This window comes from Pantoea sp. ARC270, assembly GCF_003236725.1.
GTDB classification, from domain to species: domain Bacteria; phylum Pseudomonadota; class Gammaproteobacteria; order Enterobacterales; family Enterobacteriaceae; genus Pantoea; species Pantoea anthophila.
Window position 1 is genome coordinate 24724 of the sequence record NZ_PUGA01000035.1, and the last position, 15785, is coordinate 40508.

A 15785-nucleotide genomic window follows, 5' to 3' on the forward strand; every position below is an offset into this window, starting at 1 on the left:
CTGGCCCCTGATGAATGCTGAAAAAAACCTCATCATTTCACCTTCTAAATTTTGAATAAATCAAGCCAGAAATAATAAGAGCAACCAAAGCTGAAAATAAAACCAACAGCGCAACAAGGGTTTCCAGAGAGGCATTAAGACTCAGGAAGCTTAACTTATCCATTAAACTGATAACAAAGTCAGCAGTCAATAAGCGGAATACAAATTCAAAGAGCAGCACAACTAAAATAATAAAAGAAAAAATAAAAGTAAGAGCAGTAAAAGTCCATTTCTTCAAAGTAAAATCCTCATGATATAGTATGCAAACTATCATGTACTTTTTACCACAGGAAAGGAAAGCCTACAATGTCTGTATCATCAATAGTGAAGTTCAGAATGAATAATGACAGGAGTGCAGCCGAAGCGCTCGAGCGGGCCATGTATGGGGTAGCGCAGAATAATAAAAGCGTGTTGCAGGATGTTAAATCAGGGGTTGAGAGAGCGTCGTGGTACAGCTCATGCCTTTTTGATAAGTACGCGGGCGAGTGCGCTATTCTTAAAGAAGAAGACAAACGGTTTCTGAAAAATATATTTGAAATATACAAAAGACAAGACATCATTCGTGACATGATGAAAATGTATTTTAACGAGGAGCTAAAAAATATAAGTAATAGCCAGATACAGTCTCTTGATATGGTGCTGACAAAAAAGATAGCTGACTATTATGGTGGAAAAGCAACTAAAATTGCAATTGCAAATTCACTATCAATAGTCATAGTCAATTCCTTTAATTTCAAGGCTGAAGTAATGACTCAGTTAAATAACTATGCATTGCTCATCGTTACTGTGGCGTCTCTTTATGGAAAGGTTCAGGTGGCTGCATTGGCAGCAAGGAATTTAAAAATAATATCCCCAGCACTTTATACGGTTCTCTATAATAATATGGAAATGCTCTACTTCCTTGTTAGTGAGAGAATAAATAAAGCCTTAATAAAATCTATGGGTTTGCGTGGGGAAGATCGTATTGTCTCAATTATTAAAAACCTGACGTAACCATAAAACCTTACTCTGAGTCTGACCCGGCAGAAGTCCTGCTACAGGTGTTTCTGACGAACGTCATATGCAGCCTGTGGCATCAGATTTTGTAAGCGACTGTGCGTCGGCTTTATGGCATCGCGGAATGGTCGGCGCATCGTCAGCATTATGATTACTGAAGTCCGTCCTGTCAGCAATTCCGACAACGTTTTTTGTCAGGCAGCTGATGAGAACAGGTAAGCCGGGTCAGGTCAGGATCACTTTTATCCGTTAAAGAGGTAGCCTGGCATGGTTTAACAGCGGTGACTTTGAGAGGAAGGTGGGTGCGATCGTTATAAAGCAAAAAAGCAGATATCCGAAGATATCTGCTTTTTCTAATCTGGCTCCTCTGACTGGACTCGAACCAGTGACATACGGATTAACAGTCCGCCGTTCTACCGACTGAACTACAGAGGAATCGTTTGAACGGGGCGCATAGTAACGGCCACGCTGAGCCATGTCAAAGCTCTTTTTCATAAATCTGCGCGACTGCTGAAATAGTCGCCAGTACGGCGTTTAATACACCAGAAGAAGTCCGTCAGACGCTGAAAAGGGGTGTAACAGCCCGTGCGGCAGACTGAGGTATTTATGAGGTGTTTTACCGTTCTGCCTCCCTTGCCAGGCGGCACGAGGCGTGGTTTGCCCGGATAGTTTTTTACTGCCGTCACAAAGTTTTCATTACGCCTTTGTCAGCAGATAAAACGAAACGTAGATTTCATTTCAACCCTGAAATGAATATCCGGAGCTGAAATGAAACAAGTCCGAATCGGCATGATCGGCAGTGGTTATATCGGGCGCTGCCATGCGATTGCTTATGCTCAGGCCCCGACCGTGTTTGCGCTGAAAGGTGAGATCGTGCGGGAGATGCTGGCCGAGGTAAATCCAGAGCTGGCGGCCCGTCAGGCAGCCACCTTTGGCTTTGCGCGTTCCACGGGAGACTGGCGCGAGCTGGTCAGCGATCCCGCCATTGATGTGGTGGATATCTGCGCGCCCAACTTTCTGCACAAAGAGATGGCGCTGGCGGCGATACGCCACGGCAAGCATGTCTACTCAGAAAAACCGTTGTCCTTAAGCGTGGCGGATGCGCAGGAGATGGTAAGCGCTGCGCAGGCGGCAGGGGTGAAAACGCTGGTCGGCTTTAACTACATGAAGAACCCGACCAGCCAGCTGGCGAAAGAGATCATTGCCCGCGGAGAAATTGGTGAGGTGATCCATTTTTACGGCACGCATAACGAGGATTATCTTGCCAGACCGGAGACACCGCTCGACTGGCACTGTCAGAAAGCGCTGGCAGGGCTGGGTGCGCTGGGCGATCTGGCGGCGCATATCGTCAACATGGCGCACTATCTGGTCGGTGATATTGCCGAAGTCAGCGGTGACATGATGACGGTCATCACCGCACGACCCGACCCGAAAGCGCCCGGACGTCAGTTACCGGTGGAAAACGAAGATCAGGCCAGTGCGCTGCTTCGCTTCCGCAATGGCGCGCACGGCGTCATTGAAACCTCGCGTATCGCCTGCGGCGCGAAAATGGGCCTGACCTATGTTGTGACCGGAACCAAAGGCACGCTGCGTTACACCCAGGAGCGCATGGCTGAACTTGAGCTTTATCTGCATGACGAGCCCGCCGGGCGACAGGGATTTAAAACGATCCTGACAGGACCCGCCCATCCTGACTATGCGAACTTCTGTGTTTCAGCCGGACATGGCATCGGCTTTAACGACCAGAAAACGGTAGAGGTCCGCGATCTGATTAACGGTATCGCGGCGGACGACCGCATGTGGCCCGATTTTGCCGAGGGGTTACAGGTGCAGAAGGTGCTGGAAGCGATAGCGCACTCTGCTGAGCAGCGACGCTGGGTGGAAGTGTAACGGCAGATCAGGAAGGGTGTCAGATAAGAAGGGGACAGGGCGGGAAGAGAGCTTCCCGCCCTTTAAAATCAGATCAGGCCGCTTTTCTCCCACCACAGCTTATCCAGCGCATAGAAGCGATCGCGCTGGCTCTCAGGCTGGTTAAGATCGCGCTTCCACGGCTTGGCCAATATGTAGTGCAGGTTTTTCACCTCATCGTCCTGCCAGAGCCCGCGGTGCTGAAACGGCAGCGTTTTCAGCGCATTGTAGATATAAGAGAGCGGCTTCCAGCGGTCGGCAAAGATTTCATTCAGCAGGTCCTGCTCCGAGAAAGGATAGGCGCTCAGGTCATCAATGGCGGCGATACGTTTTTCCATCGCCTCAAACACCGCATTATCGGGCTTCAGCACCAGAAAACCGCCGTTGAGGTAGAGATCCACACTCTGTGGTGCTGTCTCACCGCGTGCCTGCCAGGTGTAGTGGCACTGCTCCGGCTGCCATTCCGGCGGATAGGAGGCGATCTGGTTGGGATTGCAGCGGCAGGCGTGGCAGGCCGCCAGCAGATTATCACCCAGATCCAGGGTAAACAGCTCATCCATGTTCTGCAGCACGAGCATGTCCGCATCCAGAAAAACGACGCGCTCATAGTCCGTCAGTTGCCAGGCGCGCAGCTTGGTCCAGACCTCGCCGAACTGCGCCGAGGCGTAGTGCTGATCCAGATCTTCACGCGGATAGAGTGGCTCAACCGGCTCAATCACGCAGCCTGCATCCTGCAGACGCTGACAGTCCGCTTCAGAAATGGCGGGAGTCGTCATCACCACCAGTGGCCACTGGCTGTGGCTCTGTTGCAGCGAACGGTGCAGCGCTTGTACGCCCACCAGATAATCGGGTTGTGTTAACAGCGTTACCCAGGCAAACATGGCTTTCCTCAGTCAAAAAGTGGCGTGATGTAGTCGTTACCCAGTCGTCCCTGTGGATCGAGCTGGCTGCGCAGGGCGCGGAAGGCGTCCCATTGCGGATAGATCTCACGCCAGTTGTAGCGTTCTTCATCGTAATATTTGCCCCAGTGCGGGCGTCCTCCCTCTTCGGCCAGCAGTTTCTCCACTTCCGTCAGGAAGTGCAGTCCCTCCTGCGACAGCGAACCATCGTCGGCGTAATAGACGACAAAGCCGAAAAAGCAGGTGGGCTGATCGGCGGCCGGACTGAGCCAGGCCGAGGAGGCGCCGGTGCAGCGCAGGATAATCGGGTAGTGCATATGCGGCCGGTTCTCTGCATACCACTGCTTTATCCGGCGGATGATGGCTGGCGTTTTTGCCAGCGGGACGCCGATCTCCACGTTGATCTGTGGCACCGCAATGCCCCGGCAGAAGAGCTGATAGATGTCACCGGTAACATCCGTGAAGTCGCGAAAACGGGTCACGGTGCGAAACTGCTTGCCGCCTTTCCCCTGAATCTGGGTATCGCGGTGCATGTGCGCCAGGGTCTGATCGATAGTCTCGTTCAGACTGTCATCCGCTTCGCCCTCATGCTCGACCACTTTGCGCCCCTGCTGCTCATAGCGCTGGCGCTCCTCCTCGCTGGCTTCATGGGCGTTCCAGACATGCATCAGATTGTCGTCAACGAACCACCAGGCTTTGCTGAGAGGGTAGTCGTTGTTCCAGCGCAGCAGATCCTCTTCCAGCGTATCAGCAGAGACCGCGTTCTTATGGCAGGTGAAGATGCGGTATGGCCCGGTACGCAGCGTCACGGCGGTGACAATACCCAGCGCCCCCAGAGAGACCTGAGCTGCCGGGAAATCCGCGTCGCCCCGGACAAACTCGCGCACGCTGCCGTCGGCCAGCACCATGCGGATGGCCAGTGCTTCATCGGCAATCGAACTCTGCTGCAATCCCTGGCCGTGCGTGCCGGTGGCCATCGCCCCTGCCAGGGTCTGAATGGCAATCACACCCGGCGACGACGCCAGCATGCGGTTCATGCGGGTCAGGGTGCGATAAACCTGTTCCAGCGGGGTGGCACCCCCGAAGGTCACGCTATCCTCATCGCTGGCGAGCTGACCGCTGAGCGCGCTGAGGTCGAGCAGTAAATCATCTTGACTGACGTGCAGCATCCGTCCGGGGGAGAGCTTGCTGCCGATGACCCGAATCTGGCCGCGTGACTCCCGGATAAGCGTCTGTAATTCCGCTTCGCTGGCAGGGCGCTGAACCTGATGACGGCTGCCGATTTTAGCGTTCTGCGCCCAGTTCCAGAGCGCATCATCATCGGGTTCAACATGAGTCTGGCGAAGCGGATAGAGGCGTGCGTCTCTGCTCACAACAGCGTTCCTTTTATGGCAATTTAATGACGAATGTTTACTAAGCGTAGACCATGAGTAAGCGGAGCCAGAGCGGTGAGCAATTATTTGCGGATATAGCGCAGTGTGGCGGTGACAGCGAGCTGACGATTGCGCCGGATACTCTCTTCTTCGCTGTTATCCGGACTGAAGAGGGCATTGAAGGTGTAGCGGTTTGAGACGTGATGAACACAGATACTGCTGATCAGACGATGAACGTCGATGGTCTGCACATCGGCGATAAACACGCCCTCCTGCTGACCGCGGGCCAGGATGTCGTCCAGCAGATCCAGCGCGCTGCGGTTAAGCGCTTTAATCTGCGGTGACTGCGTGATGTAGCGACCGCGCAGCAGGTTCTCACTGCAGACCAGCCGCATAAAGTCGGGATGGGCAACGTGGTAATCGAAGCTCGCTTCCACCAGGCGGGTCATGGCCAGCTCCGGCGTCAGTGCGGCCAGGTTCAGGTCGGTTTCATGCGCGCGTATCTGCTGATAGACCTGCTCCAGCACTTCGATGTAGAGCTGCTCCTTGCTGCCGAAGTGATAGACCACCATACGTTTGGTGGTCTGAGCGTGTTCGGCGATCTGCTCCAGTCTGGCACCCTGCATACCAAACTCTGCGAAGGTTTTCAGTGCGCCTGCGATGATGCGTTTTTTCAGCCCTTCCGGGTCATTTTTGCGTTTCGTAATTTCGGACATGGTGCTCAATAAGGTGATTCTGACCGGGGAATGGTAGCACAGTGTTGAGGCGTAGCCTGCAATCGCGGCGTCCGCCTGGCATAGCCCGAAAGATTACAGGTATAATCCTGAACAATATTTAACAGATTCAGAGACGACAATGACAAAACTCACCTTACAAGAACAGATGCTGAAAGCAGGCCTGGTATCCAGCAAAAAAATGGATAAGGTTCAGCGCACAGCGAAGAAATCCCGGGTTCAGGCGCGTGAAGCCAGAGCAGCGGTCGAAGACAACAAAAAAGCGCAGCTTGAGCGTGATAAGCAACTTAACGAGCAGCAGAAACTGGCCGCCCTGTCGAAAGAGTACAAAGCACAGGTCAAACAGCTGATCGAAATGAACAAAATCGAGGTGGCAAAAGGCGAAATCAGCTTTAACTTTACCGACAACAACCTGATTAAAAAAATCGTGGTGGATAAACTGACGCAGACCCAGCTGATTAATGGCCGTCTCGCCATTGCCCGCCTGACTGCTGACAAAAATGGCGAAAGCCAGTACGCCATTATCCCGGCCAGCGTGGCGGATAAAATTGCCCAGCGTGATGCCAGTGCTATCGTCCTGAACAGCGCACTGAGCGAAGACGTGCAGGACGAAGATGATCCCTATGCCGATTTCAAAGTGCCGGACGACTTAATGTGGTAACCGCGGACTGAGGCAGTCAGAAGGGGCTGGCGGCTGAGAAGTGTAGAGGCTCACCGCTGACCGGATGTGTAAACGCTAATCCACTGGCGTGCAGCATCAGCCTCTCCGCCTGCTCAGCGCCCGGCAGCACCTGCCCGCCATAGAGATCACAGCCCAGAATCGGGTGCCCCAGCTGCTGACAGTGAATGCGCAGCTGATGGGTACGCCCCGTTTCCGGCGTCAGCTCAACCCGTGTAGCCGCCACCTCCATTCCTTCTCGTCCCTGCCAGTGGCCGCGCGCGATAACCCGGAAGCGCGATCGCGCAGGTTTGCCCTGAAGCGGGCAGATTGTCATGCGGGGAAACTGCGCCGGATCTTTCGCGATGGCGGCATCAATCACACCTTCATCCTCAGCCAGATGGCCGCACAGCAGCGCCTGATACGTTTTGCTCACGCTGCGCTGGCTGAACTGCCGACTGAGCGCCGCGTTGATCGCTTTATTCAGCGCGACGACCATCAGTCCCGAAGTGCCAAAATCGAGCCGGTGCACCAGCGTACAGCCCGGAAACAGTCTGACCAGCCGGTGATGCACTGAATCGAGGTTTTGCGGATTCTTACCGGAAAGGCTGAGCAGCCCGCTGGGTTTATTCACCACCAGCAGATGATCATCCTGAAACAGAAGGGTTATCACGTCATGGCAGGGCGGAGCAATAAACGTATCGACAATGGCAGACATAGTGAAACCGGACGATGAAGGGCAGAGGATCATAACCGATTGCGTGTTGAGTGACGACTCCCGGCCTGGCAGGGCAGAGATAAACTGAAGGGATACCAAAAAAACATTTAGTATTTTGTTCAGCAGCTTGCGCAATTTTTAGTGAAAAATTCGGGCAGTTCTCCCTTTTACGACTACAGTCTCTGGTGAGGTTGTTTTCAATTCGTACCAATGGAGGATTTTCTGTGTTAATTCAAAACGACGAGAAAGGCCACGTAATTATTGGCGAAGCGGCACTGAGCCTTGCCCTGGGTGAGAAAGAAATCAGTATCGCATCACTCTTTACTCAACTGGGATACATGGCGAAATCCGAGAGCAACCCCGACCGGCTGACGCAAATCTCCGAGGCCAGAAGCTGGCTGAGCAGTTTTACGTCTCCGGCGATTGCCCAGCAACAGGTGCCGTATCTGCAGACACTTACAGGCCTGAACGACGAACTGAACTAGCTGTAACTGAACTGACACCAGTGGACGTAGTCCGGCTCCGGCCGGAAAACGACGAAGCGAATAACCTCACAGGTTGCGCGAAAGCGTATACCGGCCGGAGAAACTGTCATGGACGACACTCCTCTCGCCAGCTCCTCTTTATCTCCCCACAGCCTGAACGATCCTCGCGCAGCCAGCCCTGATGATCAGGACTGGCCAGACGATACCCTGTTAAAAACTTTCCCAGCTGCTCTCTGCAGAAGCCTTAAGCGGCACGGCCGGAACAAGGCGAGGCGCTGAAGCCGGCGCGGGGCGGCTGACGGCGTGCTGAGCACCAGAGAGGCGGAACACCGCTACCGTTTTTTCCAGCTCCTCTGCCTGTGCTTCCAGTGAACTCGCTGCGGCAGAGGACTCCTCAACCAGTGCGGCGTTCTGCTGGGTCGTCGTGTCCATCTCGGCCATCGCCACGGCAATCTGGGAGATCCCCCGGTTCTGCTCGTCCGAGGCCGCAGCGATTTCGCCCATGATATCTTTCACCTGACTGACGGAGCGGACGATATCATCCATGGTGGACCCTGCGCGTTCGACAAATCCGGACCCTTCACTGACCCGGTCCAGTGACTCACGGATCAGCGTCTCAATCTCTTTGGCCGCCAGCGCGCTGCGCTGTGCCAGATTTCTCACTTCACCCGCGACCACCGCAAACCCGCGTCCCTGTTCACCGGCACGTGCGGCTTCGACCGCGGCGTTGAGCGCCAGGATATTGGTCTGGAAGGAGATGCTGTTGATGACGTGAATGATTTCACCAATTTTGCCCGAACTCTGGCTGATGCTGTTCATTGTCACCGTCACATCACGGATGATCTCGCCACCGCGACCGGCATTCACTGACGCCTCTGTCGCCAGCTGACTCGCATGATGCGCATTTTCCGCATTCTGTTTAACCGTCGACGACAGCTCTTCCATACTGGCTGCGGTCTGGACCACGGCCGCAGACTGCTGTTCTGTACGGGAGGAGAGATCGGTATTGCCTGCTGCGATTTCCGCTGAGGCACGTGCCACGCTGCTGACGCCGTCACGCACGTTGGTGATGATGTTCTGCAGGCTGCTGTTCATGGCATCGACCGCCAGCATCAGTTGGCCGAATTCATCGCCACGTGTTGTGGTCAGCGAGGTGGTTAAATCTCCCCCGGCAATACGCTGCGCGGCGCTCAGCGTCTCTTTCAGAGGCTGGGTAATGCTGCGGGTGATCCGCCAGGCGATCAGCAGACTCAGTACCACGCAAATCAGTGCGGCAAAAGCAATGCGCCACTCTGCCTGTTTGATAAATTCCGCAGAGAGCTGTGACTGGAAAGCGAATGTATCGGAAACCGCCGCATTAAGACGCTCGGCGCTGGTGGTCAGACCCGCCGACTCACTTTTCTCTTTTTCTGCAGCATCGACATAGCGCGTTAACGCCTCGCGCTGCTGCGCAAGGGTGCTGAGAACCGTGCGGGACACCTCGTTAATTGCAGGCTGTGCAAAGCTGTCCAGCTGCTCACTCAGCGTGGTGATCGCCGTGAACTCCTCAACAACCGACGCTCTGCTGGCCTGGGAAGGTTTATCCAGAAATACCTGTTCAATGTTTGCGGCATCAAACAGCGCGGCGGCCAGACGCATGACCGGTAATCCGGCATCAGGGGTCAGTGCCAGATCCAGCGACTCCGACTGATGCGCAAGGGCAATCAGGGCGTCCGGTTTAATGGCATCAAAGGCGTGGGATGTGGTCTGTGCGGCGGTGACAAATTTCTGTCGCTGCTTCTGATAATCGTTAAGCAACTGCCCCATCAGCGCGACTTTCTGCTGACCGAGTTCGTCCCACTGAAAGCCACTGAGGCGTTGATACAGCGTATCTAACTCCTTCAGCGCCTGCACGTTACGGGCGGCAAATTCCGGGTCTTTGGTGTACTGGTAGAGCGTGCGGTTAAGGCGTGCATTACTTAAGGTGTTTACCATCTGAACGGTGATGGTGCGTCGTGCCGAGTTATCTTTGATACGGCTGAAGCAATCGAAAGCGAGCCAGGTAATAGCCAGAGAGGCGGCGATGACGATGATAAAACCGGCACCCAGTTTTTTCCCAATTTTAATACCGGAGATGTGTTGAGCAAGGCCCATAAGTTTCACCTTTAATGAGGTTTCTGAAGCGGGAGAGAGGCGATTAAATAATCTCTGTCATCTTCTTCTTATCGTCAGGGTGGGGTGAAGCTTTAATAGTATTTATGATTCGATATATAGCTAACTAATCGAACAGATATGATTATTTCAATAACTATATGAGGCCTAACTTTCAGTGAGTAATCCGCTATAAATGGCTGTTTTTGCTGTGCCGGAGGCGATTATGATAATAATTATTGATCTTAATCAAATTAATAAATTTATCTGGCCAGATTAACGAAGGCCAATGCTGACCTGACAACAGACGGCAAACAGTTGTTCAGGTTAATGATTTTGAAACGCTGAAATGTCCAGAAAAATTATAGTGTTAGCGAATGGGTGCTAAAATAATTTTATGTGTCTGCGGTCCCGGCTGTCTCTGATGATAAAGACGAAGAAGAAAGAGTGGCTTGTTAGACAGCATTCTTACACTCTCCATGACGTTGTACAGGCTTAATCATAATGTTGTCGGAGGGTAAGTGACGTTACGTATAAAAGTGCTATGTAATAAATGTTATCCACTCTGGGCAGGATCTTATAGAGTACAAGCTGGATTCTGACGAGGAGCAAGGCCATGCCTGATTACTGTATCTACCCCCTGGGGAAAAAGAGCGTTGCTCTGAGAAAATCAGAGGTAAAACGAGCCTGTGATCTTTTAGCTAAGGGTTATTGCAAAGAGTTTGAGGAAGTACATGCAGCCAGTGAACGCCAGGCCACTGAACGCTTTGCTGATATCACAAAGAAAAATAATATTGATCGACATAACTTTCTGGCAGGTGCTGGTGCGATGCCGCTTATTGGTATTTTAACAGCAGTCGTAACCTTTATTTTCTGGCGTAAGAAATAGCCACTCTCGATAGTCATGCGAGTTAATTCAGTTACCTGCAACCTGATTTAACCGCGCGCCGCTTTCAAATAATTCAGCCGGATATCATTCCAAAAGGACTTATATGAAAAAGATTATTCTGATATTGCTTTCTGCCGCTATTGTGAGCTGTACGCCTCTTAAACCACATGAGTGTGATAAAAGCAGTGCTCTTGATTCCTGCCGTTATAATCGTTCAGGTAAGGTGGGAGACAATGACATTTATGGTAAGCAGGCATCTGGCATCAAAAAAGCACTGGGTGCCGCGTTATCACAACCGCACGCCTGGAATGGAAAACGCTGTAATGCTCATCTTGATTTCAGGAAAGATGGCACGCTGGAGCATTTTATCATCAAGGGCGGAGACAAGGCGTACTGTAATGCGCTTAAAGAGGCGGCTAAAAACGCCAGATTTCCAGAGTTTAGTGACCAGCATGTTTTTGATGTCATGGGATCGGCGCGCTGGAATATGGAAGGTCAACCCTGGTCCGAAACATCTGTAAGCCTGAAAAATCGGTTATCGCATTGCGGGCTTCTGCCCGCTCAGCAAAGTCCCTGCATTTTTTTCTGTGAATAGTTATGAGCGAGAAAGATTTTTTTTCATTGTGAAGCATCAATTTTTCGCAATGACAGGCATAGCGGCTTGACACAATACAGATATATTAAAGCAGGATTTAAACCTTTAATTTATTACAGTATTAATAAATTCGATAGCGGCATCGAAATTATTCGCTAGAGAGCAGGGCCGAATCATTATATTAATGGTGTCGCCAGAGGGTTGAATATTAAAGCTAAGAGTCTTTGATTTCAGGCTGTCTCAGGAGAGGATTAAGCGGACAACGCAATGTTTAGTAGCGAAGGATTGAACGTTTACATCGAGTCAGGTCGTCGGTTGATGGGCTCTGTCTGGGCAAGCCGACGTAATAAATAAAGAACAGGGATAAGGCATAGCCAATGTTTATTCGGCCACTCAAATTAACCCAGCACGTCGATGTGCAGGGGCCAGCCAATGCGACAACGCTGGTACTTCTTCACTCGCTGGGTACAGATTTGCATCTTTGGGATTTGCAAATGCCACGCCTGAGCGAACATTATCGCGTTATTCGTCTTGATATCCGGGGCCATGGATTGAGCGCCGTCGATTCTGCGGAATTTTCAATGTCAGATTTAGCAGATGATGTCATAGCCGTTCTGGATCACCTTAACATTGACAGGTTTTATGTTGCCGGAGTGTCAATTGGTGGAACGATTGCGCAGTGGATTGGTTTCAGGATACCCGAACGCGTTCAGGGAATGATTATCGTGGATACGGCTCTGGTAAACGCTGCACCGCCAGCACTCTGGAGAGCTCGTGCTGAAGATGTTTTTCAGCACGGTATTGAACATCTCGAAATGGGAATCTTAAGTAAATGGGTGACACCTGAATTTATTGATTCTCCCTATGCGGATGGTATGAAACAAATGCTGCGTCGGACGTCAGTCGAAGCATTCGCAGGTTGTTCATATGCAATTGCCAATACTGATTTAACCAATATGAGCATTCCCGGAGTGAGGGCTGTTGTAATCAGGGGAAGCGAGGATCAGCTGACGCCTCCGGACTTTGCACAACGTCTGGCCAAAAAGCGAAATGCACAGTTGCATACCATACCCGGTGCAGCCCATCTGCCTAATTTTGAAAAGCCTGACGCGCTAACCAGTGAGATTATTTCATTCATAGAGGCCAACAAATGACTCTGAATTATCCAGCCTGATCGGTTTGTGAAAAAATTTATCTGCACTGTGTTGATAAATGCCATCGGCATGGCAGGCGATAAAAAGTCTTAATCAGAGATGGGAAAAAATGAATAGACGAACGTTTATTAGCGGCGGATTGGGCCTGTGCGCAGGCTCGTTTTTACTCCCCGGTATGCTGAGAGGAGTAATGAATCATAGCGATGTTCTGAAAATGGAACTTGAAAGCGGAACAGTGACTATTCAACTGTTTTCCGATTTAGCACCACGGCATGTTGAGCGTATTAAGGCACTGGTACAGGCGGGTTTTTACGAAGGTATGCCTTTTGCGCGAGTCATGAAGGATTTTATGGTACAGACGGGTGACCCGGTAAAAGTTTCCCGAGCCGGCCACTGGCGCTTGCCTGTACTGGATGCAGAATTCAGCAGTCTGCCGTTTGAACGGGGTACGGTTGGCATGGCGCGTTCAAAGCATCCCAATAGTGCCACTCACCAGTTTTTTATCACGACTTCAAGAGCGAAATATTTAGATCAGAAATATACAGTTTTTGGGAAAGTCGCAGATGGCATGCAGTTCGTGGAGCAACTTCGCTATGGTGAGCACGAAACGGGGGCGGTAGCTAATCCAGAAAAAATAAAGCGCTTAATATTAGCGTAAGCCAGTGCAGTTTAAAGCCATCTTAAGCACCTGCTAATCATACGGAGAAACGATACAGGATGCCCAGCATTACTCTTTATGCGTCTGAAAACCATCGCTTTGAGGCAGAATCCTTTGCAACATTCTCAACCGCTTTAGCTGGTCTTGCCCGAGAGATACTTAAAGCGAAAGAGAACAATATTCACATCAGCTATGTCACCGCGGAAATAAGTTTTGGCACGCCAATCTATTTCGAAGCAAGGTTAAGACAGGAGATCTTCAGAACGGCATCCCTGATGGAAGAATTTACACATCAGGTTGATTTGTTAATTAAGGAAAGGACAGGCGTTTCGGCGAGGATTCGCTGTTTTTCTTTTGACGCAAGTAATATTTATGGAAAAAACTAAGGAGCATTTTATGAATGACATTTTTCCTGCAAAAGAGTTGGGTAATATCCAGGTGATAGCCCTCAGCGATGGATACCTTGAAGTCGGCTTTAACATGCTGTCGAATGTTGATGACAAAGAGTGTGAAAGAATTCAACGCGACGCAAAAATTAATGAACTGAATGCTGTTCATATTAATGCTTTTTTAGTGCGCTGTGATGGTAAGAATATCCTTATTGATAGCGGTGCAGGTGGAGTAAAGGGCTGGGGCGGCAGGCTGGTTGCGAATCTTAGCCGGCTTGATATCCAGCCAGCAGACATTGATGCGGTTCTTCTTACTCACGCTCATCCTGATCATATTGGCGGATTGTTAAACTCTGAAGGCGAGGCTGTCTTTGAAAATGCTGAGTTGATTTTAAGCAGTGACGAATTTAATTATCTTGAAAGCGATGAAAATTTCGCATCAGTCAGTGACCGTATAAAAGGTAATTTTCTTCTGGCCCGAAGTATATTTAAAAAGTATCAGAAAAAACTTCGTCTGATCGATAAGGGCGAGGCGTTTCCTGGCATTTTTGCAATACCGTTGAAGGGGCATACGCCTGGTCATACGGGCTATCGGATAGAAGGAGAACGAGAGAGTCTAATGATTTGGGGAGACATTGTTCATTTCCCTTATATTCAACTCGCCAGGCCGGAGGTGGCGATAGCCTTTGATTACGATCCTCATATGGCTGCTGAAACACGATCCCGAATACTGAGTGCAGTGAGTTCCGATAAGATTCTTATCGGCGGCATGCATTTTGGCGAACAGGGTTTTGGTTATATCGAGAAGCATGGGGCGGGATATCGAATTGTAATTAACGAATAGTCCTAATCTGATTTTTGTGCTGGATGGTTATTTCCTGAACGGCAATGCACTGGTAAATAACTGCTATCCTGCCAGTTTTTATGTATTGCCGAAACAGGCTTTTCAGCGAAATAGGGGTTACAGAAAAGCTGATAAAAATTCAGTAGCCGGGAGTCTTTAGCCGCGGATCCTGAAAAACGGAGCCGATTATCCCTCTGAATTTAGCGCCATCCATTTGCATAGATTCTGTACGATAAACCAGTTCTATTTTGAAGTCCTTGAACTGACCGTTAAGTTCATGAATTTTTATTTTATTTTTTACTTCGCTACTGATCGAACAACGTAATACAAGTGACACACCTTTACCCGCTGCTATGCTGGAAAACAAAACGGGATAAGATCCGCATTCAACAATACGTTTAGGTGTAATGTGCCCTTCTTTAAACAGGTAATTATAGTTCCGCGTCGTGGTCGCACATTTTTTACTGCTCAGTAAAAAAACCTCTCCATGCAGAATCGAAAGATCGTTAACATCCGGATAGCTCTTCTCAGTAATAATAACAAGCTCACTCGAAAGGAGCGTAGAGCAGGGATGTTGAGTGTTTGAAAATCCCGCGCCTACGATGACGGCGTCAAACTCATTATGGTTGAACGCATTGAGCAGACTTATAGTATTTCCGATCGAGATATCGATATTCCATCCGAGGTCATGGCCCAGGTCAATTAATGAACTCACGATATAGGGCGGCAGACACTCTATTATACCAATTCTTATATTTAACTGGCTGTTTTTCGAACAGGTGATGTTGTTTTTACAATCTTCTGCCAGGTTCAGTATTTTAAGCGCATAGTCATAAAGTATCTGACCCTGTGGTGTCAGGGTGCAGCCATCGGCTTTTCGATCCAGTAAGGTTACGTCCAGATTATCTTCCAGGCTCCTGATCCGGTGGGAAATACTTGACTGCACTCGATTAAGGCGCTCTGCTGCCTGGGTTATGTTCCCTGTCTCCACGACTGTCACGAATGCAAGAAGTTCACTTATCTTCATTTCAAACCTTATGCTTAAAGATGGTCTATCTATACAGCAATTATTTATATTATTTATTAATAAATTTGTCATCAGATTTACGGCTATCACCCTGGAGAGAGTAATAAAAAAGGAAGTTGCATTTTGAGAGCAGAGCATTATGGTTGTTCTTTTAATAGAGAATAATCCTGGATAGAAAAATTTCACGACAGATTCCGCTTTTTTTTCATCGCTATTTCTTCAGCCTGCCTGTTCTCCCACTATCGCTGTGAATGATTTCACGGGCATCAATATTTTCGATGAGCACCCC

Annotated in this window: 16 protein-coding genes, 1 tRNA gene and 1 pseudogene; 10 read left to right on the top strand and 8 right to left on the bottom strand. The window is 50.1% G+C overall.

Features of this window, described 5'->3' with window-relative positions:
• Positions 1–37: 37 nt before the first annotated feature.
• Complete coding sequence (locus CKF42_RS15870) at positions 38–277, bottom strand: hypothetical protein (RefSeq protein ID WP_146239948.1); 240 nt, start codon at positions 275–277, stop codon at positions 38–40.
• Positions 278–345: 68 nt separating this feature from the next.
• Here CKF42_RS15870 and CKF42_RS15875 point away from each other — a divergent pair, with 68 nt between their 5' ends.
• On the top strand, positions 346–1032 hold the full coding sequence (locus CKF42_RS15875) for a hypothetical protein (protein ID WP_111208607.1): 687 nt from the start codon (positions 346–348) through the stop codon (positions 1030–1032).
• A 362-nt stretch (positions 1033–1394) separates the two neighbouring features.
• Here the strand turns inward: CKF42_RS15875 and CKF42_RS15880 are convergent.
• A tRNA-Asn gene (locus tag CKF42_RS15880) sits at positions 1395–1470 on the bottom strand.
• A gap of 333 nt (positions 1471–1803) precedes the next feature.
• Between CKF42_RS15880 and CKF42_RS15885 the strand changes: the two genes are divergently transcribed.
• The gene (locus tag CKF42_RS15885; RefSeq protein WP_111208608.1) at positions 1804–2925 is read left to right on the top strand and encodes a Gfo/Idh/MocA family protein; all 1122 of its coding nucleotides are present in this window, start codon (positions 1804–1806) and stop codon (positions 2923–2925) included.
• Between the two features lie 68 nt (positions 2926–2993).
• Here the strand turns inward: CKF42_RS15885 and CKF42_RS15890 are convergent, their stop codons facing one another.
• The 3 genes from CKF42_RS15890 to CKF42_RS15900 form a co-directional block, all read right to left on the bottom strand.
• A complete protein-coding gene (locus tag CKF42_RS15890) occupies positions 2994–3824 on the bottom strand; it encodes a glycosyltransferase family 8 protein (protein ID WP_009089371.1) in 831 nt (276 codons plus the stop codon).
• Between the two features lie 8 nt (positions 3825–3832).
• Positions 3833–5215 (bottom strand): D-arabinono-1,4-lactone oxidase, encoded by a 1383-nt coding sequence (locus tag CKF42_RS15895; protein ID WP_111208609.1) that lies wholly within the window; start codon positions 5213–5215, stop codon positions 3833–3835.
• A gap of 83 nt (positions 5216–5298) precedes the next feature.
• Entirely contained in the window at positions 5299–5931 is a 633-nt protein-coding gene (locus CKF42_RS15900; RefSeq protein ID WP_046102260.1) for a TetR family transcriptional regulator, read from the bottom strand.
• A 139-nt stretch (positions 5932–6070) separates the two neighbouring features.
• Here CKF42_RS15900 and CKF42_RS15905 point away from each other — a divergent pair, with 139 nt between their 5' ends.
• Positions 6071–6610, top strand: coding sequence for a DUF2058 domain-containing protein (locus CKF42_RS15905; protein ID WP_111208610.1), 540 nt, complete (start codon positions 6071–6073; stop codon positions 6608–6610).
• Between the two features lie 16 nt (positions 6611–6626).
• Here the strand turns inward: CKF42_RS15905 and CKF42_RS15910 are convergent, their stop codons facing one another.
• Positions 6627–7325, bottom strand: coding sequence for an RluA family pseudouridine synthase (locus CKF42_RS15910; RefSeq protein ID WP_111208611.1), 699 nt, complete (start codon positions 7323–7325; stop codon positions 6627–6629).
• Positions 7326–7549: 224 nt separating this feature from the next.
• Here CKF42_RS15910 and CKF42_RS15915 point away from each other — a divergent pair, with 224 nt between their 5' ends.
• Positions 7550–7810: a hypothetical protein gene (locus CKF42_RS15915; protein ID WP_009089378.1), complete on the top strand. Its 261-nt coding sequence runs from the start codon at positions 7550–7552 to the stop codon at positions 7808–7810.
• Between the two features lie 210 nt (positions 7811–8020).
• Here the strand turns inward: CKF42_RS15915 and CKF42_RS15920 are convergent, their stop codons facing one another.
• On the bottom strand, positions 8021–9943 hold the full coding sequence (locus CKF42_RS15920) for a methyl-accepting chemotaxis protein (RefSeq protein WP_111208612.1): 1923 nt from the start codon (positions 9941–9943) through the stop codon (positions 8021–8023).
• A 613-nt stretch (positions 9944–10556) separates the two neighbouring features.
• Between CKF42_RS15920 and CKF42_RS15925 the strand changes: the two genes are divergently transcribed.
• The 6 genes and pseudogenes from CKF42_RS15925 (at position 10557) to CKF42_RS15950 (ending at position 14469) form a co-directional block, all read left to right on the top strand.
• Positions 10557–10829: a hypothetical protein gene (locus CKF42_RS15925; protein WP_111208613.1), complete on the top strand. Its 273-nt coding sequence runs from the start codon at positions 10557–10559 to the stop codon at positions 10827–10829.
• Between the two features lie 103 nt (positions 10830–10932).
• Positions 10933–11331 (top strand): annotated as a pseudogene (locus tag CKF42_RS15930) (cell envelope integrity TolA C-terminal domain-containing protein); the annotation flags it as partial.
• A 470-nt stretch (positions 11332–11801) separates the two neighbouring features.
• Positions 11802–12578: an alpha/beta fold hydrolase gene (locus CKF42_RS15935; protein ID WP_111208615.1), complete on the top strand. Its 777-nt coding sequence runs from the start codon at positions 11802–11804 to the stop codon at positions 12576–12578.
• Between the two features lie 190 nt (positions 12579–12768).
• Positions 12769–13236, top strand: coding sequence for a peptidylprolyl isomerase (locus CKF42_RS15940; protein ID WP_233501049.1), 468 nt, complete (start codon positions 12769–12771; stop codon positions 13234–13236).
• Positions 13237–13295: 59 nt separating this feature from the next.
• Entirely contained in the window at positions 13296–13622 is a 327-nt protein-coding gene (locus tag CKF42_RS15945; RefSeq protein WP_111208617.1) for a hypothetical protein, read from the top strand.
• A 10-nt stretch (positions 13623–13632) separates the two neighbouring features.
• Positions 13633–14469, top strand: a complete 837-nt coding sequence (locus CKF42_RS15950) for an MBL fold metallo-hydrolase (protein WP_111208618.1) — start codon at positions 13633–13635, stop codon at positions 14467–14469.
• Between the two features lie 139 nt (positions 14470–14608).
• Here CKF42_RS15950 and CKF42_RS15955 read toward each other — a convergent pair whose 3' ends face one another.
• Positions 14609–15496: a LysR family transcriptional regulator gene (locus tag CKF42_RS15955; protein ID WP_111208619.1), complete on the bottom strand. Its 888-nt coding sequence runs from the start codon at positions 15494–15496 to the stop codon at positions 14609–14611.
• Positions 15497–15785: the final 289 nt, after the last annotated feature.